This window comes from Devosia sp. (genome assembly GCF_036563435.1).
Taxonomy (GTDB): domain Bacteria; phylum Pseudomonadota; class Alphaproteobacteria; order Rhizobiales; family Devosiaceae; genus Devosia.
Window position 1 is genome coordinate 35,193 of record NZ_DATCMJ010000013.1, and the last position, 23,214, is coordinate 58,406.

Sequence of the window (23,214 nt, forward strand, 5' to 3'; positions counted from 1 at the left end):
GGTCGAGAGTACAAACGTGCGGCGATGGCGGGGCTGGTTCTGACGACAGCACCTTCCCCTGCAAGCGCCGGACCTCCATCATGACCAAGACCCTCGTTATCGATAACTACGACAGCTTTACCTATAACCTCGTCCATTTCCTGGGCGAGCTGGGCGCCGACATCACCGTGCGCCGCAACGACAAGATCACGCTCGATGAAGTGGCCGAGATGGCCCCCGAAGCCGTGCTGCTGTCGCCCGGCCCAGCCACGCCCAATGAAGCGGGTATCTGCCTGGCGCTGATCGACCGCTTTGCCTCCACAACCCCGATCCTCGGCGTCTGCCTGGGTCACCAGGCCATCGGCCAGGCCATGGGCGGCGATGTGGTGCGGGCGCCCCATCTGGTGCATGGCAAGACCAGCAAGATCAACCACACCGGCAAGGGCTTGTTCCGGGGCCTCAATTCAGGCTTCGAAGCGACCCGCTACCATTCGCTGATCGTCAAGGACGACACCCTGCCCGAAGTGCTCGAAGTGACCGCGAGCACCGAAGACGGCCTGATCATGGGCATGCAGCACAAGAGCATGCCGCTTCATGGCGTGCAGTTTCACCCCGAAAGCATCGCCAGCGAGAACGGCCATGCGCTGCTGCAAAATTTCCTGAACCTGGCCCGCGACTTCAACAGCAAGCGAGCCGCATGATGGACATTCGGCAGGCACTCAACAAGATTGCGGATCGGCGCGACCTGACGGGCGAGGAAATGCGCTCGGTCATGCGCATCATCATGGCCGGGGAAGCGACGCCGAGCCAGATCGGCGCCTTTCTCATGGGCATGCGCATCAAGGGCGAAACGGTGGGCGAGATCGCCGCCGCCGTTTCGATCCTGCGCGAGCAGATGGTGCCGGTGGCAGCACCCGAGGACGCCATCGACATCGTCGGCACTGGCGGCGATGGCGTGGGCAGCCTCAACATTTCGACGGCAACCGCCATTGTCGTCGCTGCTTCCGGCGTGCCGGTGGCCAAGCATGGCAATAAGGCGCTGTCATCGCGATCCGGCTCGTCGCAGGCGCTGGAGGCGCTGGGCGTTCGCCTCGACCTGACGCCGGAAGAGATTGGCCGCACCATCGCCAAGGCCGGCATCGGCTTCATGTTTGCGCCAAGCCACCATCCGGCCATGCGCCATGTGGGGCCGGCTCGCGCCGAGATGGGCGTGCGCACGCTGTTCAACCTCCTCGGCCCGCAGTCCAATCCGGCTGGCGTGCGGCGCTACCTGCTCGGCGTCTATTCCCAGCAATGGGTGGAGCCGGTTGCAGCGGCGCTTCTGGCCAACCGCGCGGTGAAGGCCTGGGTGGTGCATTCGAGCGAGGGCCTTGATGAGCTCTCGACCTCGGGCCCCAATTTCGTCGCCCAGATTGCCGGTGGTGACCTGCGCAGCTTCGAACTGCATCCCGAGGCGGTGGGCCTCAAGCTGACTGACCCCAAAGACCTGCTGGGTGGCGAGCCGGCGGACAATGCCGCCGCAATTCGCGCGCTGTTCGATGGGGCACCGGGCGCTTACCGGGAGACTGTGCTCCTCAATAGCGGCGCGGCGCTCCTAGTCGCCGACAAGGTCGCAACCATCGAGGATGGCATTGCCATGGCGCGTGCCACCATCGACGGCGGCAAGGCCAAAGACACTCTCGCCCGCCTCGTGGCGGTCTCCAACGGACAAGATTGATGAGCGATATTCTTCAGCAGATCGAAGCCTACAAGCGAGAGGAAATCGCCGCAGCAAAGGCCATGCGGCCATGGGCTGAAGTGGTGGCCGAAGCGCATGACCAGCCAGGGCCGCGGGGCTTTGTCCGCGCCATCAAGGCCAAGCGCAGCCAGGGTCAGTTTGCCCTGATTGCCGAGGTCAAGAAGGCCAGCCCGTCCAAGGGCCTGATCCGCGCCGATTTCAATCCGGCGGAAATCGCCCGCTGCTATGAGATGGCAGGCGCTGCCTGCCTCTCGGTGCTGACTGATCGGCCGAGCTTTCAGGGCTCGCCCAGCTACCTGATCGAGGCCAGGGCAGCAACGAACCTGCCGGTGCTGCGCAAGGATTTCCTGTTTGAAACCTATCAGGTGGCCGAGGCGCGCGCCTGGGGTGCCGACTGCATTCTGATCATCCTGGCTGCCGTGGGCGATGACGTGGCGCGCTACCTGCTCGATGCGGCCGAGGAATGGGGCATGGATGCGCTGGTGGAAGTGCATGACCAGCTCGAGCTGGACCGCGCCCTGGCGCTTGGCGCCGAGTTCATCGGCATCAACAACCGCAATCTCCGCACCTTCGAAACGACGCTCGAGACTTCGATCAACCTCGCCGTCGGCGTGCCCAAGGGCACGCTCCTCGTCAGCGAAAGCGGCATCGTCAACCATGACCATGTGCGCATGCTGGAGGAGCGGGCCGGCATCGGCACGTTCCTGGTCGGCGAGTCGCTGATGCGCCAGGCCGATGTAACTGCCGCAACGCGGGCCTTGCTGCTGGGTGCAAGCCAGGCGGCCCAGTGATGGCCGGCGGGCTCACCCACCTCAACGAGCGGGGCGAGGCGCACATCGTCGACATCGGCGACAAGGAATCCACCCGCCGGCGTGCAGTGGCGCAGGCCCGGATCAATGCGGGGGCAGAGACCATCAGCGCCATACTCGGTGGCGCGCTCAAGAAGGGCGATGCATTGGCGGTGGCGCGCGTCGCCGGCATCATGGCGGCGAAAAAGACAGCCGACCTGATCCCGCTCTGTCACACCATTCCGCTGACCAAGGTGAGTGTCGACATCATGGGGGATGGCGCGGCAGCCATTCGTATCGAAGCGACTGCAGAGACGACGGGACAGACCGGCGTCGAGATGGAAGCACTGGTTGCCGCGTCTACGGCAGCACTGACGCTTTATGACATGGCCAAGGCGCTCGACCGAGCCATGACCATCACCGATATCTGCGTGCTGGAAAAGTCCGGCGGCAAATCCGGCAACTTCAGCCGGCCATGAGCTTGCTCCCTGTCGAAGACGCGATCGCCGCCATCCTCCGGCGCGTTCCCCAACCGGTGGCCGAGGAGGTCGGCTTGGCCGAGGCGAATGGCCGCGTCCTGCTGGCGCCGGTCGTTGCCAGCCACAACCAGCCCCCATTCGATGCCAGCGCCATGGACGGATACGCCGTTCGGGCAGGAGATGTCGCTCCTGGGCGAAAGCTGCACGTGGTCGGCACTTCGCAAGCTGGCGCAGGCTTTGGCGGCACGCTCAACCCGGGTGAGGCGGTGCGCATCTTTACCGGGGCGCCGGTGCCTGCAGGCGCCGACACGGTGATCATGCAGGAAGAGGCGGTGGTGGCGGGGAACCTCGTCTCGTTCACCGCCCCTGCCCGGCTTGGCCACAGCATACGCCCCCTCGGCAACGACTTCCGGGCCGGTGATGAACTGGTCAAGACGGGCGCGGTCCTTACCCCCATGCAGATTGCGGTTGCCGCAGCGGCCAACGCTGCCGCGCTCACCGTGGCGCGGCGACCACGCATCGCGCTCCTCGCCACCGGGGACGAACTCGTCCCGCCCGGCTCCCCGCTCGGGCCCGACCAGATCGTGGCGTCGAACAGCGCCGGCCTCCATGCCCTGCTGTCGCCCTATGCGCAAGGCGTGACCGACCATGGCATTGCTCGCGATACGCGGGAAGATCTGAGCCAGAAGCTAACGGAAGTGTTCGCAGAAGAACCCGATGTCGTGGTCACCACCGGAGGAGCCAGCGTCGGTGATCATGATATTGTTCAGGACATTCTGATTCAGCTGGGTGTCTCGATAGATTTCTGGAGGATCAACATGCGGCCGGGCAAGCCGCTGATGTTCGGCACCAGGGGGCGCACGATCGTCTTTGGCCTGCCTGGCAATCCTGTGTCGGCCATTGTCACCGCCCTTGTCTTCATCCGACCGGCGCTGCGCAAGTGGCTGGGGGCCAGCGAACAGGAAACATGGCGGTTACCACTCGCTGGTCCCACGCCTCCCAATACGGCCCGCCGGCACTTCATGCGCGGGCAACTAGTGCAGACGAAGATCGGGCCGCGCGTCATGCCGGTCTCCCAGACCGACAGCGGGCATACGTCGTCGCTGGCTGGATCGGATCTTCTGATTGTACAACCGGAAAACGATCCGGGTCAGCCCACCGGCTCTATTGTCGTAGTGCTTCCCATCGCAGGGTTCTGAGCGCCAGCCGACGCCCCAACATTTGCACCAACAGAGCAGTTGCAGAACATAACTAGAACAAGTATGGTTGTTCTGCCTACGTTCCGATTCTCTCCCTGAGGGGCCCATGCTCACGCGCAAACAACACGAGCTGCTGATGTTCATCCACGAACGGATGAAGGAAAGCGGCATCCCGCCCTCCTTCGACGAGATGAAGGACGCACTCGATCTCGCCTCCAAATCGGGCATTCACCGGTTGATCACGGCGCTGGAGGAGCGTGGCTTTATCCGTCGCCTGCCCAACCGCGCACGGGCGCTCGAGGTCGTCAAGCTCCCCGACTCCATGAACCCGTCGCTCGGGGGCCGCAAGGCGCGCTTCGAACCGGCAGTAATCGAGGGCAATCTTGGCAAGGTAGCGTCGCCGCCGGCGCGTCTCTCCTCCAGCGAAGACCAGGTCCGGCCGGTGTCCATTCCCGTCATGGGCCGCATCGCGGCGGGTACGCCGATTTCGGCCATAGAGCAGCACACCCATACCATCATGGTGCCGCCCGAAATGTTGGGCGCCGGTGAACACTATGCGCTGGAAGTGCGCGGTGACTCGATGATCGAGGCCGGCATCTTCGATGGCGACACCGTGCTGATCAAGAAGCAGGACGCGGCGAGCACCGGGGAGATCATCGTCGCTCTGGTCGATGACGAGGAAGCAACGTTGAAGCGGCTGCGGCGCAAGGGCAATACCGTGGCGCTGGAAGCGGCCAACTCCGCTTATGAGACGCGCATTTTCCCGCCCGACCGGGTGAAGGTGCAGGGCCGGCTCGTGGGTCTGCTGCGCAAGTATTGAGCCTGTGAGAGATCGCTGGAGACGGCCCGTTGCTTCAAGCAGCGGGGCCGTTTTGCTGTGCTGGCCCGCGGAACGGCTGGGGGAGTGAGCTCCAAGCACCAGTGTTCGCTGTGCTTTTTCCGAGCAGCCGGACGCTCCTTAAAAAGTCGTTTGCGGCAGACCTTGCAGACAACAAAGTTCCATGCCACATATATCGCATACGTTTTCAGCCTAAGTCGGCTGCCTGCTGCCGGTTCGCCGGTCCGTGGCTTCCTTCTCTACCATGCGAACGTTATGTCCCTTTGGCATGTTGCCTTTGGATAAGCCGCTCGTTACGAGCAAAAGGAAAACTATCATGGCCCTGATCACCGGCACCGTTAAATTCTTCAACACCACCAAGGGCTTCGGCTTCATTTCGCCTGAAAACGGCGGCAAGGATGCCTTCGTCCACATCTCCGCCGTTCAGCGTTCGGGCCTCCAGGGCCTCTACGAGAACGACAAGGTCACCTACGAGCTCGAAACCGGCCGTGACGGCAAGGAATCGGCAACCAACCTGACCCTGCTCTAGTCTTCTAGATCTGGCGAGCGCGCTTCGGCGCTGCTCGGACGAGGCCACCGCGATCTTCGCGGTGGCCTTTTCTTTGTATCAGTCGAGATACTTGCCTGATCCTGCACCGTCCTTGTGGCGCATTCGAGCGCCGGCAATCATGTCCGGATCCAGTAGCCTGGCATTGATGCCGAGCGTGTTCCGCGATGCCGCCCGTGGCGCCCAGTGGGTGACGCAGCCACAGATGCGGCAACGATGGAAGTCCACGTGCTCGCCGTTCCAGGCATAGATGTCGGTGTCATCCGCCCCCGGCAGGCCGCTGACCTCACGGACTTGGTAATAGGCCCAGAGCACCCCATAGCGGCGGCAAAGGCTGCAATTGCATTCCACCACGACATCAGGCGCCGTGGGCAAGGTGATCTGCACGCCCGCAGTGACAGCTGGCTATGGGGTTTCCCGCCATTCAACGCCTCCAAACGATGAGGCCCGCCATTGGCGGGCCTCTTTGGCTTCAGTGATTGCGACTAGTGGTTGTCGCGCGGCACGCCATGCGTCTGCGCGATGCGCTGGTATTTCTCTGCCGGCTTGAGGATGGCGCCCTCGCCCAGCTGGCCCACGATCCCACGCTGGATTTCCTGCCAGGGGGTCTGGTGCTTGGGGAACTTGTAGCCGCCCGATGCTTCGAGCGCGGCACGACGCTGGCCGATTTCCTCGTCCGAGATCAGGATATTGGCCTGGCCCTTGTTGAGGTCGATCCGCACCCGGTCACCGGTACGCAGGATGGCGAGATTGCCACCAGCCGCGGCTTCCGGCGATGCATTGAGGATCGACGGCGAACCCGAGGTGCCGGACTGGCGACCGTCGCCGATACAGGCGAGGGAATGGATGCCCTTCTTGATCAGGTATGCCGGCGGCCGCATGTTGACCACTTCGGCAGCGCCGGGATAGCCGATCGGGCCGGCACCGCGCATGAACAGCAAGGTGTTTTCGTCGATCTCGAGCGACGGATCGTCGATCCGGTGATGGTAGTCTTCCGGACCATCGAACACCACCGCCTTGCCCTCAAAAGCGCCGGGGCTTTCGGGATTGTTGAGATAGCGGTCGCGGAACTCGCTCGAGATCACGCTGGTCTTCATGATGGCGTTGTCGAAGAGGTTGCCGCGCAGCACGAGGAAGCCGGCGTCGGTCTTCAGCGGATTGTCGAAGCGCCGAATGACCTTTTCGTCCTGGATCGGCGTGTTGCGGCAGTTGTCGCCGATGGTCTTGCCATTGACGGTGGGTGCGTTCTCGCGGATCAGGCCCTGACTCATGAGTTCGTTGACCACCGCCGGCACGCCGCCTGCGTGGTAATAGTCCTCACCCAGATACTCGCCGGCCGGCTGCAGGTTCACCAGCAGCGGCACCTTGTGGCCATAGGTCTGGAAGTCGTCGAGCTCGAGCTCCACGCCGATATGCTTGGCAATGGCCTGGATGTGGATGGGCGCATTGGTGGAGCCACCGATGGCCGAGTTCACCACGATGGTGTTGATGAAATTGTCCTTGGTGAGGATGTCGGAGGGCTTGAGGTCCTCGTGCACCATGTCGACGATGCGCTTGCCGGTGCGATAGGCCATCTCCTGGCGGTCACGATAGGGTGCCGGAATGGCAGCCGAACCAGGCAGCTGCATGCCAAGCGACTCGGCCAGCGAGTTCATGGTCGTGGCGGTGCCCATGGTGTTGCAGTAGCCGGTGGAGGGAGCCGAGGAGGCCACCAGCTCAATGAACTGGGCGTAATCGATCTCGCCCGCGGCCATCATCTGGCGCGCCTTCCACACGATCGTGCCCGAGCCGGTACGCTCACCCTTGTGCCAGCCGTTCAGCATGGGGCCGACAGACAGGGCAATCGCCGGGATGTTGACCGTGGCGGCACCCATCAGCATGGCCGGGGTGGTCTTGTCGCAGCCGATGGTGAGGACCACGCCGTCGAGCGGGTAGCCATAGAGCACTTCCACCAGGCCCAGATAGGCAAGGTTGCGGTCAAGACCTGCCGTCGGACGCTTGCCGGTCTCCTGGATGGGATGAACGGGGAATTCGATCGCGATACCGCCGGCTTCCCTGATGCCTTCGCGCACGCGTTCGGCTAGCACGATGTGGTGACGGTTGCACGGGCTGAGGTCGGAGCCGGTCTGCGCAATGCCGATGATCGGCTTGCCCGACTGCAGCTCTTCGCGCGAGACGCCGAAATTCATGTAGCGCTCGAGGTAAAGCGCCGTCATGTCCGGGTTCTCCGGATTGTCGAACCAAGCGCGGGAACGCAGTTTCTTTGGGGCCGATCCGGCGTTGTCTGCCGTCATTTCAATATCCTCTTGAGTCCGCGCGCGCCTGCCCGCGTTTGGACTCGTTCTAACATGGCTGATGCTGGTGTGAATGCCCTCCGGAAGAAAAAATCATACAAATGACAGGCTGCCGGTGCGCTCGGCTGTACAACCTTACCAAACGAGGAGACCGGGCCACCCGGGTCGTGCCATTCGCCCTCTATTCGGTCGCAGAAATGGACTGGCTGAAACCAGAGGCACCCTTTAGGGTCGCGGCGGTTTGTCTGCAGTGAGGGTGGTTGTGACGGATACGGTTGATTGGGTCGCGATAGATTGGGGCACATCCAACCTGCGCGGCTGGGGTATTGCTGCTGACGGCGCCGTGCTGTTTGAGAAGTCCTCGCCAAAGGGCATGGGGAAGCTCACGCGCGAGGAGTTTCCGATGGCTTTGTCCGAGTTGCTCGAAGACGTTTCCTCTACCCGCGGGACACCGCTGGATGTGCTGATCTGCGGCATGGCGGGTGCCCGGCAGGGCTGGCTCGAAGCGCCCTATCTCGAAGCGCCCACCGATCTTCGCGATCTCGGACGCGGAGCCGTGTTTCCCGATGCCGGGCGCAGTGACATCAAAGCCGCTATTCTTCCCGGCGTCTGCCAGCGTAATGGCGGCGACAATGTCATGCGTGGCGAGGAGACCCAGCTGCTGGGCCTGGCGTCGCTGCAGCCGGGCTATTCAGGCATGGTCTGCATGCCCGGGACCCACTCGAAATGGGCGCAACTCTCCGGCACGCGGATCGAGCGCTTCTCCACCGCCATGACCGGGGAGCTTTTCGAGTTGCTGCGCACCCATTCCGTGCTGCGTCACTCGCTGGGCGGCGACCTCGAAGGGCCGGGGCGCAAGGAAGGCTTCGCCGCCGGTGCGGAAGCCGGGCTTGCCCATCCAGAGCAGCTGCTCGGCACGCTGTTCGAAGTGCGCGCCGGTTCGCTCCTGTCCGGGCGTCAACCGGACTGGTGCGCCGGCTATCTTTCGGGCCTGCTGATTGGAACCGAAGTGGGCAGCAACCGTCATCTCATGGGCAACGAGCCGATTCCGCTGATCGGCTCCCCCGCCCTTTGCGCGCTTTATGCCGATGTGCTCGCCATGGCCGGGGCCAGCGGCGCACCGCAGGACGCGACCCAAATCGTGCTCGCCGGCCTCAAGGCTGCGCGCAGCAACGCTGCCTAAACCGGAGTTATCCAATGGACCACCGCCACCTCATCGCCATCCTGCGCGGCATCACGCCCGCTGAAACGGTGGATGTCTGCCAGGCGCTTATCGATGCCGGCATCACCATGATCGAGGTTCCGTTGAACTCGCCGGAGGCGCTGACCAGTATCGCGCTTGCCTCCAATTCGCTCGGCGACGCTGCCGCCATCGGCGCGGGAACGGTGTTGAGCAAGAAGCACGTCTGGGCTGTCTCGGATGCGGGGGGCACCTTCATCGTCTCGCCTGACACCAATAAGCAGGTCATCGAGGAAACGGTACGCCTGCAGATGCTGTCCTATCCAGGTGTGTTTACCCCCACCGATGCCTTCCGCGCCATCAAAGCCGGCGCCACTGGATTGAAGTTCTTCCCCGCCGAAGTGCTCGGCCCCAAGGGCATCAAGGCGATGAAAGCCGTGCTGCCTGCAGAGTTGCCGCTTTACGCGGTGGGTGGTGCCAACCCGGACAACTTCAACGACTATTTCGATGCCGGCTGCACCGGCTTTGGCCTCGGCACCTATATTTTCAAACCCGGCATGACGGCCGCCGATGTGGCCGAGCGCGCGAAGACCGCCGTGGCCGCCTATGACGCAGGGAAAGCGCGATGACCCAGACTGCACGCCTCCTCCTCGACTGCCAGTGCCAGCTGGGTGAAGGCCCGATCTGGCATCCCGGACGGCAGCAGCTGTTCTTTCTCGACATCAACGAGCAGACCCTCTTTGCCGTGACCGCTGCGGGCGAGATCGTGGACAGCTGGCTGTTCAACGAATATGTCGCGGCTACCGCGATCGTGGACGACCACCAGCTTGTGCTGGCGACAGAGAGCGGGCTCAAGGAATTCGACCTGGCCACCGGCGGCATGAATCGCATCAACGAGGTGGAAGCCGACAAGCCGGAAACGCGCACCAATGACAGCCGCGTGCATCCCTCCGGCGCGTTCTGGTTCAGCTACATGACCAAGAGCGAGCAAGAGGCGCCGATCGGTTCGCTCTATCATTATCGGGCGGGGGAACTCTCGGTGCTGAAGTCTGGCATCAAGATTTCCAATGCCACCTGCTTTTCGCCCGATGGTCGCACCGCCTATTGGACCGACACGCCCACCAAGCAGATCATGAAGGTCGAGACCGACCCCGAGGCCGGCCTGCCGATCGGCGAGTGGACCCTTTTCGCCGATGTGTCCGAGGGGCGCGGTTATCCCGACGGTGCAGTGGTGGACAGCGAGGGCTACCTCTGGAACGCCAGATGGGGCGGATCCTGCGTTGTGCGGCATGCGCCGGACGGGTCCATCGACCGCGTGGTGGAGGTCCCGGTGAGCCAGGTCACCTGCCCAGCTTTCGGCGGACCGGACCTCAAGACACTCTTCATCACCACTGCGGCCAAGAACCTGAGCGCAGAGCAGCTTGCGGCTGAAAAGCATGCCGGAAGCCTCTTTGCCATCGACCTCGATATCGCCGGCCAACCCGAAGCCCGCATCAAGATCTGAGCCCATCCATGACCTCACCAGAACTCGGCGTTTGTTACTATCCTGAACATTGGCCCGAGGACTGGTGGGCGCGCGATGCGGCCCGCATGGCCGAGGTTGGCATCAGTTGGGTCCGGATCGGGGAATTTGCCTGGTCAAAGCTCGAACCCACACCCGGCCACCTGACCTTCGACTGGATCATCCGGGCAATGGACGTGCTCGGCCGGCATGGTCTGAAGGTCGTGTTCGGAACACCGACGGCGACGCCGCCGCGCTGGATGGTGGACAAGCACCCCGACATGCTGGCGGTTGACTGCGAGGGACGGCGGAAGGGTTTCGGTTCCCGCCGCCACTACGACTTCAGCCACCTGGGATATCGCGATGAGGCAGGCCGCATCACCAAGCTCCTGGCCGACGCAGTCGGTCAGCATCCGGCTCTCGGAGCCTGGCAGACAGACAATGAATATGGCTGCCATGGCACGACCTATTCCTATTCGCCGGCAGCCAAGGCCGGGTTCCAAGCGTGGCTGGAGCAGAAGTATGGGTCCATCGAGGCGCTGAACCGCGCCTGGGGCAACGTCTTCTGGTCCATGGAATACAACAGCTTCGGTCAGATCGAGCTGCCCAACCTCCTCGTCTGTGAGGCAGCGCCCGCGCACGATCTCGATTTCCGTCGGTATTCGTCCGACCAGGTCGCAGCCTTCAACAAGGTGCAGTTCGACATCCTCAAGGCTGTGCGTCCCGACCTGCCGGTGATCCACAACTTCATGAGCCGCTATACCGAGTTCGATCATTACGACGTGGCCAAGACCCTCGATATCGCAAGCTGGGACAGCTATCCGCTCGGACATCTGGCGGTCAGCAGTGAAACCGAGGAAACCAAGCGCCTCTACATGCGGCAGGGCGATCCGGATAACGCCGCGTTTCACCACGATCTCTACCGCGCCGTCGGGCATGGTCGCTGGTGGATCATGGAGCAGCAGCCCGGCCCGGTGAACTGGGCCGACTTCAACCCCGATCCCCTGCCCGGAATGGCCCGGCTCTGGGCTTGGGAGGCCTTCGCCCATGGGGCGGAAGTGGTGACCTACTTCCGCTGGCGCCAGGCGCCGTTCGCGCAGGAGCAGATGCATGCCGGGCTATTGCGGCCCGACAGCGAACCTGCGCCCGCTTACCATGAGGCCATGCAGGTGGCACAGGAGCTCAAAACCATCAACCTCGATAAAGTAGCCGAACGTGGCCGGGTAGCCATCGTGTTCGACTACGAAAGCGAATGGGCTTGGGACATCCAGCCGCAAGCGAAAGGCTTCAACCACGGTGCGCAGGTACGCGCCATCTACGCTGCCTTCCGCAGGCACGGTATCGACGTGGACATTCTACCGCCCGCAACGGCGAGCTTCACCGGCTACGATGTTGTGGCTATTCCGGCGCTCTTCGCCTGGAACGACACGCTCCGCACCGCCGTCGCCGACTATGAGGGACATCTGCTAATCGGGCCTCGCACCGGTTCCAAGACCCAAGATTTTGCTATCCCCGCTTCCCTTGCACCGGATCTCCCGAAGAACCTGCTCGACGTGAAGGTCATGCGCGTGGACAGCGCAGACCCGGCGATCGAGATCGAAGTTAAGGGCAGCGGCGCGGTTCACCACTGGCGCGAGCGGCTCGAGACGCGGGCGAATATCGTCATCGAGGATGTCGAGGGTTGGCCGGTACTCGTCAACCAGGGCAAGATCTTCTACCTGGCTGCGATTGGCAGCAAGGCCCTGACGCAGCGCGTCGTTGACCACCTGATCGCGGAGTCCGACTTACCAACGCTCATGCTGCCAGCAGGTGTGCGCTGCCGGACGCGGGCAGGTTTCCGCATCTATGTGAACTATTCGGCAGTGCCGGCCGCGTTGACCCAAGCGGCGGACGAGCAAGAATATGTGCTGGGCGGAGCCGAATTGCCGGCGGCCGGCGTCACGGTGGTGCGACTCGCCACGGCCGGTTGAGGTGGGCAATGGCAGCGCGGATATCGAACCGTCCTGCACTCTCATTCCAACGCAACCAGTGCACGCCGCCGGAGGCCAGCGCGTCACTATCGATGATCAGGTCAGAGCGGCAAGTTGACGGCGCTCTGGCGCGGGTTACGATCAGATTGTGTTGGCCGCAGTCCTCAGCGAAAGCTGCCGCATTGTTGACGACGGCAATGGAAAATTTGTCGGTGCGGACAATGCAGCCTAATTCGTCGCAACGCGCCGCCGACAGGCGTGGCGCTATCTCCTCCTGGTAATGCTCACCCCAGACATCGACGGCAAAGCTCCCAGGCTTGCCTGTAACCAGGCCCCATTCGCCAGCAGCGCGAACGGCAACAGCCTGGGTGCTGTCGGCAATCAGGACATCCGGCCGGGCATCGAGGCCGAAAAGGATGATCAGGGGCACCGCAATCGCCGGACCGGCCAACCGCCACCAGCTCTTGAGAAAGGCAAACCAGGCAAGCGCGACAAGCCCGATAAGGAGCGCCGAACCGGTCAGCAATGGGTTACCGGTCCAACCTTCGCTCCAGTTCGCGACCAGGATGGCGCATTCCAGCATCCGGTCGATGCCCCACCCCATGGCAAGGACAAGTGGCGCTTCCGCGCCGAAGGGCATGGCGAGGACCGAGAGAACGGCAAAGGGCATGATGACGAGGCTGACGACCGGCAAGACGAGCACATTGCCCACGACACCCAGGGGCGCGGTTTGCTGGAAGTGGTAGGCAGAAAATAGCAGCGTAGCGGTTCCGGCGATCAGGCTGGTCGAGGCGGTCGTGACGAGTGCATTCCAGAGCCGTCCGACACCGCTACGATCCGTAGCCGGCACGCGACGCGGCATCTCATATATGCCGATGAGCGCCACGACAGCTGCGAACGACAGCTGGAAACTGGCACGGAACACACTGGCAGGATCGATCAGAATGATCACGATGGCCGCGAGAGCAACGTTGCGAATGGTCAGAGCGCGCCGGCCGGCCAGTATCGCTCCAAAGATCAGGCCCAGCATGATTGTGGAGCGGAGCGCCGGCACGTTAGCCAGCCCGCCCGCCAACAGCAGATATCCTAGTGCGGCAGCAAGACCGCCGAGGGCGGCCACTTTCTTGACTGGCCAGCGCAGCGCCAGCAGCGGAACGGAGGCCATGGCGAGGCGCAGCAGAAAGAACACGCCGCCCGCGACAATCGACAGATGCAGCCCGGATATTGAGTAGATATGCGCCAGACCCGAAGCGGCCATCACCTCGCGTGTCGCGTCGTCGATGGCGCTTTGATCCCCCACCACCATGGCCTGGCCGATGGCGGCGGAGGGCCCTTGGAGTACGGCAGCGATCCTGCCGCCGATCATGCGACGCATACCTTCGATGGAGCGGTCCAGATTGAAGCCGCCCCCCTCTGCAACCACCGCAAATGCGCCCGTGACATTGCCGTAGGCCCCCACCCCGGCGAAATAGGCGTGAAACTGGCTGTCGAAAGTGCCCGGCAAGATCGGTCCGGGGACCGGGGCCAGTCGCAAGCTGGCTTCAATCGTGTCGCCGGGTTCCACCGCCGGTTGCGCCGGCACGACCAGACGCGCCCCCCTTATCGCGACAGGGCGGCTGTCGCCGACCGGGGTGAGCGTCGAGACGATGATGCGGCGGCTCTCCGGCGTCGCTGAAATGACTTCCACGACCTTCGCCTGATATTCACCGTAAGCGGAACGCGCCAGCATTGCCGTGCCCGACCAAGTGGCATGGATGGGCAAGAGGCAAAATCCCAGCCAGGCAGCCGCCGGGAGCCAGATCAGCGGCAAGATGGCGGAGTGGCGCAGGGCAACGAGCACGACTGCCAATAGAATACCAACAGCAGAAAGGGCCCAACCCTGCGGCTCGAAAGGCAGTGCGGCGTAGGCCGCAAGCCCGGCAATCATCGCGAAGGGCAGTAGCACGAAGGTACGCCGCGCTGTTTCCGCGTCGGCCAGGGACAGGCGGCGGACTGTTGGGCGGCTGGAGGGAAGCGCCTGTGGCAAGACCGGCCGCAGTGGGGCAAGCGCCGGGACCGAGCCGGCGTCGGCAATGCGCGTTGCTGTCTCCGCCCCCTGCACCCGCCTTGCCCCTGCCCTTGCGTCCGTGCAGTCCTATGCTACACACGGGGCCTTTATTCTCCAAGCATTCCGGTCTCATGTCCCAGGTCGTCACCCGCTTCGCCCCCTCGCCCACCGGCTACCTTCATATCGGTGGCGCTCGCACGGCTCTGTTCAGTTGGGCCTATGCCCAGAACCAGGGCGGCAAGATGCTCCTGCGCATCGAGGACACCGATCGTGAGCGCTCGACGGAAGCCGCTGTCACGGCACTTGTGGACGGCCTCAAGTGGCTGGGCCTGACGTGGGACGGAGAGCCCATCTCGCAGTTCGGCCGCGCTGCCCGCCATGCGGAAGTGGCCCATGAACTGGTGAAGATGGGGCACGCCTATTACTGCTACTGCTCGCCGGCCGAACTCGACCAGATGCGCGAGGAAGCTCGGGCCGCCGGCAAGCCGCCTCGCTACAACGGGTATTGGCGCGATCGCGACCCCGAGGAAGCACCAGAGGGTGTTGCGCCGGTCATTCGCATCAAGGCGCCACTCAGTGGCGACATCGTTGTGGACGATCATGTGCAGGGCAAGGTCGTGTTCAAGACCGAGAACCTCGACGACTTCATCATCCTGCGCTCGGACGGCACGCCGACCTATATGCATGCCGTCGTGGTCGACGATCACGACATGGGCGTGACCCACATCATTCGCGGTGACGACCACCTGACCAACGCCGCCCGCCAGATCGTGATCTACAACGCCATGGGCTGGACCGTGCCCGAGATGGCCCACATTCCGCTGATCCATGGGCCGGACGGCGCCAAGCTCAGCAAGCGTCACGGCGCGCTCGGCGTGGAAGCCTATCGCCAAATGGGCTACCTGCCCGAAGCGGTGCGCAACTACCTGGCGCGACTGGGCTGGAGCCATGGCGACGACGAGATCTTCTCGACCGAACAGATGGTCCAATGGTTCAGCCTTGAAGGCCTCAACAAGGGCGCTGCGCGCTTCGACTTCGTCAAGCTCGAGAACATCAACGGGCACTATATTCGCGAAGCTGCGCCCGCCTACCTTTACGATGTCATGATCGCCACGGCTGCCGAAGTCGGCCGGCAGGACGATGTCGAGGGCCTGACATCCAATCGTGAGACGGTGCTTGCCGCTCTCCCCGAGCTGCAGCCTCGCGCCAAGACGGTGCTGGAGCTGATCGACCTGGCTCAGTTTATCTATGCTTCGCGTCCACTGGCTATCGATGCCGCGGCGGCAGCGCTGCTGACCGACGATTCCCGCGGCCTGTTGCGCGACATGGCCGAGACACTCCGCGGGCTCAACGAGTGGTCCGTGCCCGCGATCGACGCTGCCATGCGTGCTCTGGCCGAGCAGAAGGGGCTCAAGCTCGGCAAGCTGGCGCAGCCGCTGCGCGCCGCCCTTACCGGCCGCACTGTTTCTCCCGGCATTTTCGAGGTGATGGTGCTGATCGGCCGCGAGGAAAGCATGGCCCGGTTGGACGACCAGACCCAGGCTGTCTAGTGCTAAAGGGAGGGTAAGCCTTGCTTACCCTTCGGTTGCACGGGCGCGGTAAAAGCGATACCTGTCCACAGCAGCCATGACTGCCCAGTTTCTGGCCCCGCAGACCGCGCTCGCGATCTCGCGCGGGGCCCTCGAGGAGAGCTCAATGACCGATAAAGTCGCCAAACTCGTCATCGGGGATCAGACGCACGAATTTCCAGTGCTGTCGGGTTCCGTGGGGCCGGATGTGATCGATATTCGATCCCTCTACGCCAAGACCGGGATGTTCACCTACGATCCGGGTTTCACCTCCACGGCAGCCTGCGACAGCGCCATCACCTATATCGACGGCGACGCTGGCCAGCTGCTCTACCGCGGCTACCCCATTGAGCAACTCTCGGAAAAGAGCACCTATCTCGAAGTCTGCTATTTGCTGCTTTACGGCGAACTGCCCAACAAGCCCCAATTCGCCGAATTCGAGCAGCTGGTGACCCGCCACACCATGGTGCATGAGCAGGTGCATTATTTCTATCGCGGCTTCCGTCGCGATGCGCATCCCATGGCCATCATGACCGGCGTGGTCGGCGCCATGGCCGCCTTCTACCACGACTCCACCGACATCACCGATCCGCAGCAGCGCGAGATCGCCTCGATCCGCATGATCGCCAAGATGCCGACGATCGCTGCCATGGCCTACAAGTATTCGGTGGGCCAGCCTTTCGTTTATCCGCGCAACGACCTCGATTACGCGTCCAATTTCCTCCACATGTGTTTCTCGGTTCCCGCCGAGCAGTATGTGGTGAACCCCACCATCGCCAAGGCGATGGACCTGATCTTTACGCTTCACGCCGACCACGAGCAGAACGCCTCGACCTCGACTGTTCGCCTGGCCGGCTCGTCGGACGCCAATCCCTTCGCCTGCATCGCGGCAGGCGTGGCCTGCCTCTGGGGCCCGGCTCATGGCGGCGCCAACGAAGCGGCGCTGAACATGCTGAAGCAAATCGGCACCGTCGACCGCATCCCTGAATTCATCGCCCGCGCGAAGGACAAGTCCGACAGCTTCAAGCTCATGGGCTTCGGGCACCGCGTCTACAAGAATTTCGATCCGCGCGCGACGGTGATGCAGAAAACGGCCAAGGAAGTGCTGGACCTTCTGGGCGTGCACAACAATCCGACGCTGCAGGTGGCGCAGGAGCTCGAAAATATCGCGCTCGAAGATCCCTACTTCATCGAGCGCAAGCTTTATCCCAATGTCGACTTCTACTCGGGCATTATCCTCGAGGCGATCGGCTTCCCGACCTCCATGTTCACCGTGCTGTTCTCGGTCGCCCGCACCGTGGGCTGGATTTCGCAGTGGAAGGAAATGATTGCCGATCCGCAAAAGAAGATCGGCCGTCCGCGCCAGCTCTATGACGGAGCGCCGGCTCGCGACTACCAGCCGCTCAGCGCCCGCTAAGGGTCCAGTGCGCGAGGACCCGGTCCGCCGGGTCCTGCCTGGGGTGCTCCAAAGCGCCCTGCTCCATCAAGTCCGACAGCTCGCCAAAAGCATCGATTTGCTTCTGGCGGGCTTTTTCGTCATCCAGCAAAGCCGCCACTGCATGGCGTAAGGCTGCATCGTCGCCGTTGTCCTGCACCAGCTCAGGCACAACGGACCGGCCGAGCACGATGTTGGGTAGGGATACGACTGGCCTGCCGAGCTTTTCGAAAGCCCGTGCCTGGGTGGCGTCCAGGACGTAGCTGACCACCATGGGCACCCGCGCAAGCGCCAGTTCCAGTGTCGCTGTTCCCGAAACGACGCAGGCCAGGACGGCGCGCTGGTAAAGGGCCGGTCGGCTAGCACGTTCGGCCACGACCTTCACGGGAATGTTCCAATCGGCGACTGCCCGCTCCAGCCTGTGCTTCAGGGCGGGCAGCGTTGGGATGACGAAACCCTCGACACAGGGATCGCTGGAGAGCGACTCGGCGACCGCGCGGAACAGGGGCAGGTGCCGGCGCAGTTCACCATCGCGGCTGCCCGGGAGCAGCAGCACCGGCCCACGCTGCACGAGGTTTCGCGTCAGGCGTTCGCCAAGGGCAGGATGACCCACATATGTAGTTGGCGGCCCACTAAGGCGCGCCAATATCTCGGGCTCAAATGGAAGGACCGAGAGGACCTCATCGAAAATCGGCTTGAGCTTGGCGGCCCGTTGCGGTGCCCGCGCCCAGACGGAGGGCGCTACATAAAGGATGATGCGTCCGCGGTAGCCGAGGCGCTTCAGGCGCTTGCCGACGAGCTTTGAAAAATCTTGGGCATCGACGAGGACCACGATGTCCGGGTTGGTCCGGCGGATGAAGCGCGCGGTCTGTTCAACCCGCCACAGCAGCAGCGGCAGGCGCTTGATCACGTCGCTGACGCCCATGACCGCAAGATCGGTCATGGGAAAAAGCGTGGTGAGCCCCTGCTCTGCCAGTTCGTGCCCGCCGACTCCCGAAAGCTCGAGCTCAACTCGCTGCTTGAGCCGGCGCATGAGATCGGCAGCGATGCGATCGCCCGACGGTTCACCGGCGAGGATGAACAGCTTCAGCCGGGCGCGCGCCGTGCTCATTTATTCGGCGTGATTGCCATTGCGGGGCAGCATGATCGGACGATCGGAGGCTGACGAGATAAAAGTCACCACGTCCTGAACCAGCGGCACCTGCTTGAAGAGTTCGGCTGCGTCTTCGACCCGCTCGCGCAGGGTACCTTCGCTGGCAAAGATCTGTCGGTAGGCAGCCCGCAGCTGGTGGATGGCCTCGCGATCGAAACCGCGCCGCTTGAGACCCACCAGGTTCAGCCCGGTTAGCGTGGCGCGGTTACCGACCGCCATGCCATAGGGAATGACGTCACCGTCGACCATGGACTGAGCGCCGATGAAGGCGTGTGCGCCAATGCGCGTGAACTGATGGATGACACAGGTGCCACCGAAGATCACGTTGTCGCCGATCTGACAGTGCCCCGCGATCCCGACATAGTTGGCCATGATGACATTGTTGCCGATGACGGCGTCATGGGCCACATGAGCGCTCGCCATGATCAGGCAGTCATTGCCGATCCTGGTCAGCATGCCGCCATTCTCGGTTCCCGGGTTGATCGTGACCGATTCCCGGATCGTGCAACGTTCGCCGATCTCCAGACGAGATGCCTCGCCGTGGTACTTGAGGTCCTGCGGCTTGTGACCAATTGAGGCGAAGGGATAGATCTGCGTGCCGGCACCGATCTCGGTGTGCCCGTCCACCGTCACATGCGAGATCAGTTCGACATTGCCATGGAGGACGACATTGTCCCCGACGATGCAGTAGGGACCGATCTTGACGCCATCGCCGAGGCGCGCACCAGCCGCAACAATGGCTGTCGGATGAACACTAGCACTCACGCTGTGGCCTCGATGATCATCGCGGTGATCTCGGCTTCCGCAATGATCGCGCCATCTACCATCGCCTTGGCCTCGTAGCGCCCGACATTGCGCCGGCGCTGGATCTTGGCGATGTGGAACTCGATGACGTCGCCCGGGCCAGCCGGCTTGCGGAACTTGGCCTTGTCGACGCCCAGCATCAGCACGATGTTCTTCTTGCCGCCGCCGGCATCATGCTTGATGACGATGGCCCCGGCGGTCTGCGCCATGCCTTCGATGATCAAAACACCGGGGAAGATCGGGTTCTCCGGGAAGTGGCCCTGGAAGATCGGCTCGTTGAAGGTGACGTTCTTGATGCCGACTGCGGTTTCGTCGCCATCGATCTTGATGATCTTGTCGATCATCAGGAATGGATAGCGGTGCGGCAGGCTCTTGAGAATTTCAGCGATGTTCATCGCCGTGAGCTCGGTGCTCGCTGATACGCCCTCAGTCATCCGCGCTTGTCCCCTTTGGATAGTTTTCGCACAGTGGCGAGCTCTCGCCAGAAATCTCTTATATCTTGCGCCGGAGCACCGGCAAGTTTGCTCCCGGCCGGCCAATCCTTGGTGACCGCGGCCCGGCCATGCACCACCGATCCGGCCCCGATGGTAAGATGGCCGGAAGTGCCGACGCCGCCGCCCAGCAGCACGCCGTCCTCGAGGGTGGTGGTGCCAGACAGGCCGCTCATGGCAGCGATCAGGCAGTTGCGGCCGATGCGGCAGTTATGGCCGATCTGCACCAGATTATCGATCTTGGTGCCTTCACCGATCATGGTGTCACCGAGCGCACCGCGGTCGATCGTGGAATTGGCGCCGATTTCGACTCGGTCCTGAACAAGGACGCGGCCCAGCTGCGGCACCTTGCGGTTCGATTGGGCGAAGTCGAGCCAGCCGAACCCTTCTGCGCCGATACGCACCCCGGAGTGAATGACCACTTCGTTGCCGATATGTGCACAATCGATGGTGCAGTTGGCAGCGATGATGCAGTTGCGGCCGATGGTGACGCCTGGCCCGATCACCGTATTGGCGCCAATCACCGTGCCGCGGCCGATCTCCACACCCGCGCCGATCACGACATTAGACCCGATCACCACGTCCCGCTCAAACACCGGCGCTCCAAGGTCATCGCGCGAACCGCTTATGACTGAGCGGGTATCGGATGGATAGAGCCGATCGAGGAGATCGGCGAAAAGGTAGTGAGGCTTATCGGCGATGATGGCGAGCGTGTGAGCCGGCACAGCATCAGCCAAAGCGGCAGAGACAATCACGGCGCCTGCAGAAGTGCTGCGCAAGTCATCGGCGTAGCTCGAATGGGCCGCCAAGGCGAGTTCGCCAGCCTTTGCCAGGTGAAGTTCAGCGACGCCGGAGATGGGGAGATCTGGATTGCCGATGGCGGCGAGCAATTGGCTTTGACCGATTTCGGTCAGCAGAGTGCCCAAGGTCTGCGTGCCGGCAAAGCGATGAAAGCGGGTATCGACCATGAGGCGCCACTTGAAAAGAGTTGAGCCGCGGCGCTACCGCCCCGCGGCTCAAGAAGTCATTCGATCGTCAGGTGCCTAGAACAGGCTCTGCATGGTGATCTGGAAGACCTGCGTACGATCCGAGGTCGACTTGTTCAGCACGTGGGCGAAGTCCCCACGCAACGGGCCGAACGGCGAGTCCCAGATGATCGAGGCGCCGATCGAGGTGCGGATTGGCACGTCGATGCTGCCCGGATCCACCGTGTTGCCGTTGAGACGCGGCACGTTGGTCCCGTCGATCCAGGCAGCGTCTGCCCAAAGAGCACCCGACAAGCCATAGCTTTCCGGAATGGCCGGGATCGGGAACTGCACTTCGGCAGAGGCACCAGCATAGGCGACGGCACCGAGGTACTGACCATTCTGGATGCGTGGGCCAAGGCCACCGCTTTCGAAGCCGCGGATCAGGCCCGAACCGGGGCTGAAGGCCTCAACAGTGCTGACACCATTGCCGCTCAGGTCGTTGATCACGCCGGCTTGGCCGCGAACGCTAGCCACGATGCCGCTGTCTTCGATTAGGGGCATGTAGTAGCGGGCACGAGCTTCCGATTTGATCAGGCTGTGGTCCCAACCGATATACTGCTGGGTGAAGGTGGCAAACAGGCCTTCCGTCGGGTTCTTGACGTCGTCAACGCTGTTCCAGGTGAGCGTGTAGCCGCCGAAGTACTTGTAGAATTCCTGGCCATTGTCCACCAGCAGCGAATCGTCGGGGCTGTCGTCCTTGATGACCTTGCGCTCGAGGCCGGCAAAAACAGTGGTCGACAGTGCGCTGGTCAACGGGATGCTGGCGCGAACCTGCCCACCGGTTGCCTGCTGGCCGTAGATGCTGACCGAGTTCTCATCGCTGATGCGGTGATAAACGTCGACACCGGCCGCCACCTTGAGACCCATGAAGCGAGGCTCGGTGAAGGAGAAATCGAAGGTACGACCAGCCTGCGAGGCACCGATGGCGGCGCGCAGATACTGACCACGACCCAGGAAGTTACGTTCCGTCAGCGACACCTCGCCCAGGATACCATCCTTGGTCGAGTAGCCAGCCGTTGCACCATATTCACCAGTCGAGGTTTCCGTGACGGCGATGTTGATGACAACCTTGTCCGCGGACGAGCCGGGAGCGCTGGTGACGTTAACTGCCGAGAAGAAGCCAAGAGCGTCGATGTTCTTGCGGCCACGAACGACGAGTGCACGGTTGAAGGGGTCGCCTTCAGCGAACTCCAGTTCGCGACGGATCACGAAGTCACGGGTCTTGGTGTTGCCGGTGATGTTGATGCGCTCGACATAGAGGCGAGCACCTTCGTCAACCAGGTAGGTCACGTTGAAAGTGCCGTTGGCAACGTCACGATCAAGACGGGCACGAACGTCGGCAAAGGAGTAACCCTGAACCGTGGCTTCGTAGGCCATCTCTTCAATGGTCTGCTGCAGATCGTTGGCAGAGTAGTTGCTGCCATTGCCGGTCTGAACGGTGCCGGTCAGCGCATCGGTGTTGAGGCCTTCGATGCTGGTCTCGATGCCGACATTGGCGAACTCATACTTCTGGCCTTCATTGATGGTGAAGTTGATGAAGTAGGCGTTCTTTGCCGGATCGTACTGGCCAACGGAGTTGACCTGGGCATCGGGATAGCCGCGATTGGCGTAGTAGAGGCGAATACGCTCACGGTCGACGGCCAGCTTCTGCTCGTCATAGCTGTCATCCTTGAACAGCCAGCTGAGAATGCCGGTTTCCTTGGTGAGCATGGTGCTCTTGAGGCTGTTGGCCCCGAAGGCATTATTGCCGGTAAAGTTGATCGCCGCGATGCCGGCGCGATCACCTTCGTTGACAACGAAGACCACGCGAACGCGACCATCCACGGTCGCTTCGGTGCGCGACGTCACGCTGACGCCCAAGAACCCCTCCCGGTCGTATGCCTGACGGATGCTTTCGATATCGGAAGCGAGTCGCTGCTGGCTAAAGATGCCCGAAGCCGAGACATCGACCATGGCGAGAAGCTGCTCGTCGGTGAATCGACGATTGCCCTCGAACAGGACAGAGCCAACGAGTTGCTCCTGGGCCTGAGCAGCCACAACGCCAAGAAGCGGAATGCCAGAACCGGCGAGCGGCGCCGCACCCATAATGGCAAGCGCCACTAGAGCGCCGCGCATCAGCTTGGTGGGATGGATCATATTATTATTGCCTTCTGCGACCAGGCCTGGAGAATCGCC

General features: G+C 62.8%; 21 protein-coding genes. 13 read left to right on the plus strand and 8 right to left on the minus strand.

Annotation, left to right across the window (positions count from 1 at the left end):
* The first annotated feature begins 80 nt into the window (after positions 1 to 80).
* The 7 genes from VIL88_RS08000 to VIL88_RS08030 all read left to right on the plus strand — a co-directional run bounded on the left by VIL88_RS08000 (position 81) and on the right by VIL88_RS08030 (position 5,550).
* Complete coding sequence (locus VIL88_RS08000) at positions 81 to 680, plus strand: aminodeoxychorismate/anthranilate synthase component II (RefSeq protein WP_331987581.1); 600 nt, start codon at positions 81 to 83, stop codon at positions 678 to 680.
* Positions 677 to 1,696: an anthranilate phosphoribosyltransferase gene (trpD, locus tag VIL88_RS08005; RefSeq protein WP_331987583.1), complete on the plus strand. Its 1,020-nt coding sequence runs from the start codon at positions 677 to 679 to the stop codon at positions 1,694 to 1,696. The genes VIL88_RS08000 and trpD overlap by 4 nt, the downstream gene beginning before the upstream one ends.
* Positions 1,696 to 2,508 carry an indole-3-glycerol phosphate synthase TrpC gene (gene trpC, locus VIL88_RS08010; protein ID WP_331987584.1) on the plus strand — a complete coding sequence of 271 codons (813 nt, stop codon included), beginning with the start codon at positions 1,696 to 1,698 and terminating at the stop codon, positions 2,506 to 2,508. The genes trpD and trpC overlap by 1 nt, the downstream gene beginning before the upstream one ends.
* Positions 2,508 to 2,984 (plus strand): cyclic pyranopterin monophosphate synthase MoaC, encoded by a 477-nt coding sequence (gene moaC, locus VIL88_RS08015; protein ID WP_331987586.1) that lies wholly within the window; start codon positions 2,508 to 2,510, stop codon positions 2,982 to 2,984. The genes trpC and moaC overlap by 1 nt, the downstream gene beginning before the upstream one ends.
* Positions 2,981 to 4,183, plus strand: a complete 1,203-nt coding sequence (glp, locus tag VIL88_RS08020; protein ID WP_331987587.1) for a gephyrin-like molybdotransferase Glp — start codon at positions 2,981 to 2,983, stop codon at positions 4,181 to 4,183. Before moaC ends, glp begins: the two co-directional genes overlap by 4 nt.
* A gap of 106 nt (positions 4,184 to 4,289) precedes the next feature.
* Entirely contained in the window at positions 4,290 to 5,003 is a 714-nt protein-coding gene (gene lexA, locus VIL88_RS08025; protein ID WP_331987588.1) for a transcriptional repressor LexA, read from the plus strand.
* 340 nt (positions 5,004 to 5,343) lie between these two features.
* Positions 5,344 to 5,550: a cold-shock protein gene (locus VIL88_RS08030; protein WP_092185213.1), complete on the plus strand. Its 207-nt coding sequence runs from the start codon at positions 5,344 to 5,346 to the stop codon at positions 5,548 to 5,550.
* Between the two features lie 78 nt (positions 5,551 to 5,628).
* On the opposite strand, the gene VIL88_RS08035 is transcribed toward VIL88_RS08030, so the two are convergent.
* Entirely contained in the window at positions 5,629 to 5,943 is a 315-nt protein-coding gene (locus tag VIL88_RS08035) for a GFA family protein (protein WP_331987590.1), read from the minus strand.
* A gap of 110 nt (positions 5,944 to 6,053) precedes the next feature.
* The gene (locus tag VIL88_RS08040; RefSeq protein ID WP_331987591.1) at positions 6,054 to 7,862 is read right to left on the minus strand and encodes an IlvD/Edd family dehydratase; all 1,809 of its coding nucleotides are present in this window, start codon (positions 7,860 to 7,862) and stop codon (positions 6,054 to 6,056) included.
* A 262-nt stretch (positions 7,863 to 8,124) separates the two neighbouring features.
* On the opposite strand from VIL88_RS08040, the gene VIL88_RS08045 reads away from it, so the two are divergent.
* From VIL88_RS08045 to VIL88_RS08060, 4 genes are read left to right on the plus strand one after another with little or no spacing between them, the layout of a single operon-like run.
* Positions 8,125 to 9,045, plus strand: a complete 921-nt coding sequence (locus VIL88_RS08045) for a 2-dehydro-3-deoxygalactonokinase (RefSeq protein ID WP_331987593.1) — start codon at positions 8,125 to 8,127, stop codon at positions 9,043 to 9,045.
* A 14-nt stretch (positions 9,046 to 9,059) separates the two neighbouring features.
* Positions 9,060 to 9,671 carry a 2-dehydro-3-deoxy-6-phosphogalactonate aldolase gene (locus tag VIL88_RS08050; RefSeq protein ID WP_331987595.1) on the plus strand — a complete coding sequence of 204 codons (612 nt, stop codon included), beginning with the start codon at positions 9,060 to 9,062 and terminating at the stop codon, positions 9,669 to 9,671.
* Positions 9,668 to 10,546 carry an SMP-30/gluconolactonase/LRE family protein gene (locus VIL88_RS08055; protein ID WP_331987596.1) on the plus strand — a complete coding sequence of 293 codons (879 nt, stop codon included), beginning with the start codon at positions 9,668 to 9,670 and terminating at the stop codon, positions 10,544 to 10,546. Before VIL88_RS08050 ends, VIL88_RS08055 begins: the two co-directional genes overlap by 4 nt.
* Before the next feature lie 8 nt (positions 10,547 to 10,554).
* Positions 10,555 to 12,513, plus strand: coding sequence for a beta-galactosidase (locus tag VIL88_RS08060; protein WP_331987598.1), 1,959 nt, complete (start codon positions 10,555 to 10,557; stop codon positions 12,511 to 12,513).
* On the opposite strand, the gene VIL88_RS08065 is transcribed toward VIL88_RS08060, so the two are convergent.
* Positions 12,482 to 14,614 (minus strand): ComEC/Rec2 family competence protein, encoded by a 2,133-nt coding sequence (locus tag VIL88_RS08065; protein WP_331987600.1) that lies wholly within the window; start codon positions 14,612 to 14,614, stop codon positions 12,482 to 12,484. The genes VIL88_RS08060 and VIL88_RS08065 overlap by 32 nt on opposite strands.
* Before the next feature lie 77 nt (positions 14,615 to 14,691).
* Here VIL88_RS08065 and gltX point away from each other — a divergent pair, with 77 nt between their 5' ends.
* Positions 14,692 to 16,110 carry a glutamate--tRNA ligase gene (gltX, locus tag VIL88_RS08070; RefSeq protein WP_414650119.1) on the plus strand — a complete coding sequence of 473 codons (1,419 nt, stop codon included), beginning with the start codon at positions 14,692 to 14,694 and terminating at the stop codon, positions 16,108 to 16,110.
* 145 nt (positions 16,111 to 16,255) lie between these two features.
* Positions 16,256 to 17,545: a citrate synthase gene (gltA, locus tag VIL88_RS08075; RefSeq protein WP_331987603.1), complete on the plus strand. Its 1,290-nt coding sequence runs from the start codon at positions 16,256 to 16,258 to the stop codon at positions 17,543 to 17,545.
* Here gltA and VIL88_RS08080 read toward each other — a convergent pair.
* From VIL88_RS08080 to bamA, 5 genes are all read right to left on the minus strand, one after another.
* Positions 17,532 to 18,674 carry a lipid-A-disaccharide synthase gene (locus VIL88_RS08080; protein WP_331987605.1) on the minus strand — a complete coding sequence of 381 codons (1,143 nt, stop codon included), beginning with the start codon at positions 18,672 to 18,674 and terminating at the stop codon, positions 17,532 to 17,534. The two genes, gltA and VIL88_RS08080, sit on opposite strands and share 14 nt — an antisense overlap.
* The gene (gene lpxA, locus VIL88_RS08085) at positions 18,675 to 19,481 is read right to left on the minus strand and encodes an acyl-ACP--UDP-N-acetylglucosamine O-acyltransferase (protein ID WP_331987606.1); all 807 of its coding nucleotides are present in this window, start codon (positions 19,479 to 19,481) and stop codon (positions 18,675 to 18,677) included. It abuts the gene before it with no gap.
* Positions 19,478 to 19,954 (minus strand): 3-hydroxyacyl-ACP dehydratase FabZ, encoded by a 477-nt coding sequence (gene fabZ / locus VIL88_RS08090; protein WP_331987608.1) that lies wholly within the window; start codon positions 19,952 to 19,954, stop codon positions 19,478 to 19,480. Before fabZ ends, lpxA begins: the two co-directional genes overlap by 4 nt.
* Positions 19,951 to 20,979: a UDP-3-O-(3-hydroxymyristoyl)glucosamine N-acyltransferase gene (gene lpxD / locus VIL88_RS08095; RefSeq protein WP_331987610.1), complete on the minus strand. Its 1,029-nt coding sequence runs from the start codon at positions 20,977 to 20,979 to the stop codon at positions 19,951 to 19,953. Before lpxD ends, fabZ begins: the two co-directional genes overlap by 4 nt.
* 75 nt (positions 20,980 to 21,054) lie before the next feature.
* Positions 21,055 to 23,175: an outer membrane protein assembly factor BamA gene (gene bamA / locus VIL88_RS08100; RefSeq protein ID WP_331987612.1), complete on the minus strand. Its 2,121-nt coding sequence runs from the start codon at positions 23,173 to 23,175 to the stop codon at positions 21,055 to 21,057.
* Positions 23,176 to 23,214: the final 39 nt, after the last annotated feature.

Excerpts from the sequence above, each read along its gene's own strand:
- VIL88_RS08000 (WP_331987581.1), top strand. The coding sequence starts at position 81 with ATGACCAAGACCCTCGTTATCGATAACTACGACAGCTTTACCTATAAC.
- trpD (WP_331987583.1), top strand. The coding sequence starts at position 677 with ATGATGGACATTCGGCAGGCACTCAACAAGATTGCGGATCGGCGCGAC.
- trpC (WP_331987584.1), top strand. The coding sequence starts at position 1,696 with ATGAGCGATATTCTTCAGCAGATCGAAGCCTACAAGCGAGAGGAAATC.
- moaC (WP_331987586.1), top strand. The coding sequence starts at position 2,508 with ATGGCCGGCGGGCTCACCCACCTCAACGAGCGGGGCGAGGCGCACATC.
- glp (WP_331987587.1), top strand. The coding sequence starts at position 2,981 with ATGAGCTTGCTCCCTGTCGAAGACGCGATCGCCGCCATCCTCCGGCGC.
- lexA (WP_331987588.1), top strand. The coding sequence starts at position 4,290 with ATGCTCACGCGCAAACAACACGAGCTGCTGATGTTCATCCACGAACGG.
- VIL88_RS08040 (WP_331987591.1), bottom strand. The coding sequence starts at position 7,862 with ATGACGGCAGACAACGCCGGATCGGCCCCAAAGAAACTGCGTTCCCGC.
- VIL88_RS08050 (WP_331987595.1), top strand. The coding sequence starts at position 9,060 with ATGGACCACCGCCACCTCATCGCCATCCTGCGCGGCATCACGCCCGCT.
- VIL88_RS08055 (WP_331987596.1), top strand. The coding sequence starts at position 9,668 with ATGACCCAGACTGCACGCCTCCTCCTCGACTGCCAGTGCCAGCTGGGT.
- VIL88_RS08060 (WP_331987598.1), top strand. The coding sequence starts at position 10,555 with ATGACCTCACCAGAACTCGGCGTTTGTTACTATCCTGAACATTGGCCC.
- gltX (WP_414650119.1), top strand. The coding sequence starts at position 14,692 with ATGTCCCAGGTCGTCACCCGCTTCGCCCCCTCGCCCACCGGCTACCTT.
- gltA (WP_331987603.1), top strand. The coding sequence starts at position 16,256 with ATGACCGATAAAGTCGCCAAACTCGTCATCGGGGATCAGACGCACGAA.
- VIL88_RS08080 (WP_331987605.1), bottom strand. The coding sequence starts at position 18,674 with ATGAGCACGGCGCGCGCCCGGCTGAAGCTGTTCATCCTCGCCGGTGAA.
- fabZ (WP_331987608.1), bottom strand. The coding sequence starts at position 19,954 with ATGACTGAGGGCGTATCAGCGAGCACCGAGCTCACGGCGATGAACATC.
- lpxD (WP_331987610.1), bottom strand. The coding sequence starts at position 20,979 with ATGGTCGATACCCGCTTTCATCGCTTTGCCGGCACGCAGACCTTGGGC.
- bamA (WP_331987612.1), bottom strand. The coding sequence starts at position 23,175 with ATGATCCATCCCACCAAGCTGATGCGCGGCGCTCTAGTGGCGCTTGCC.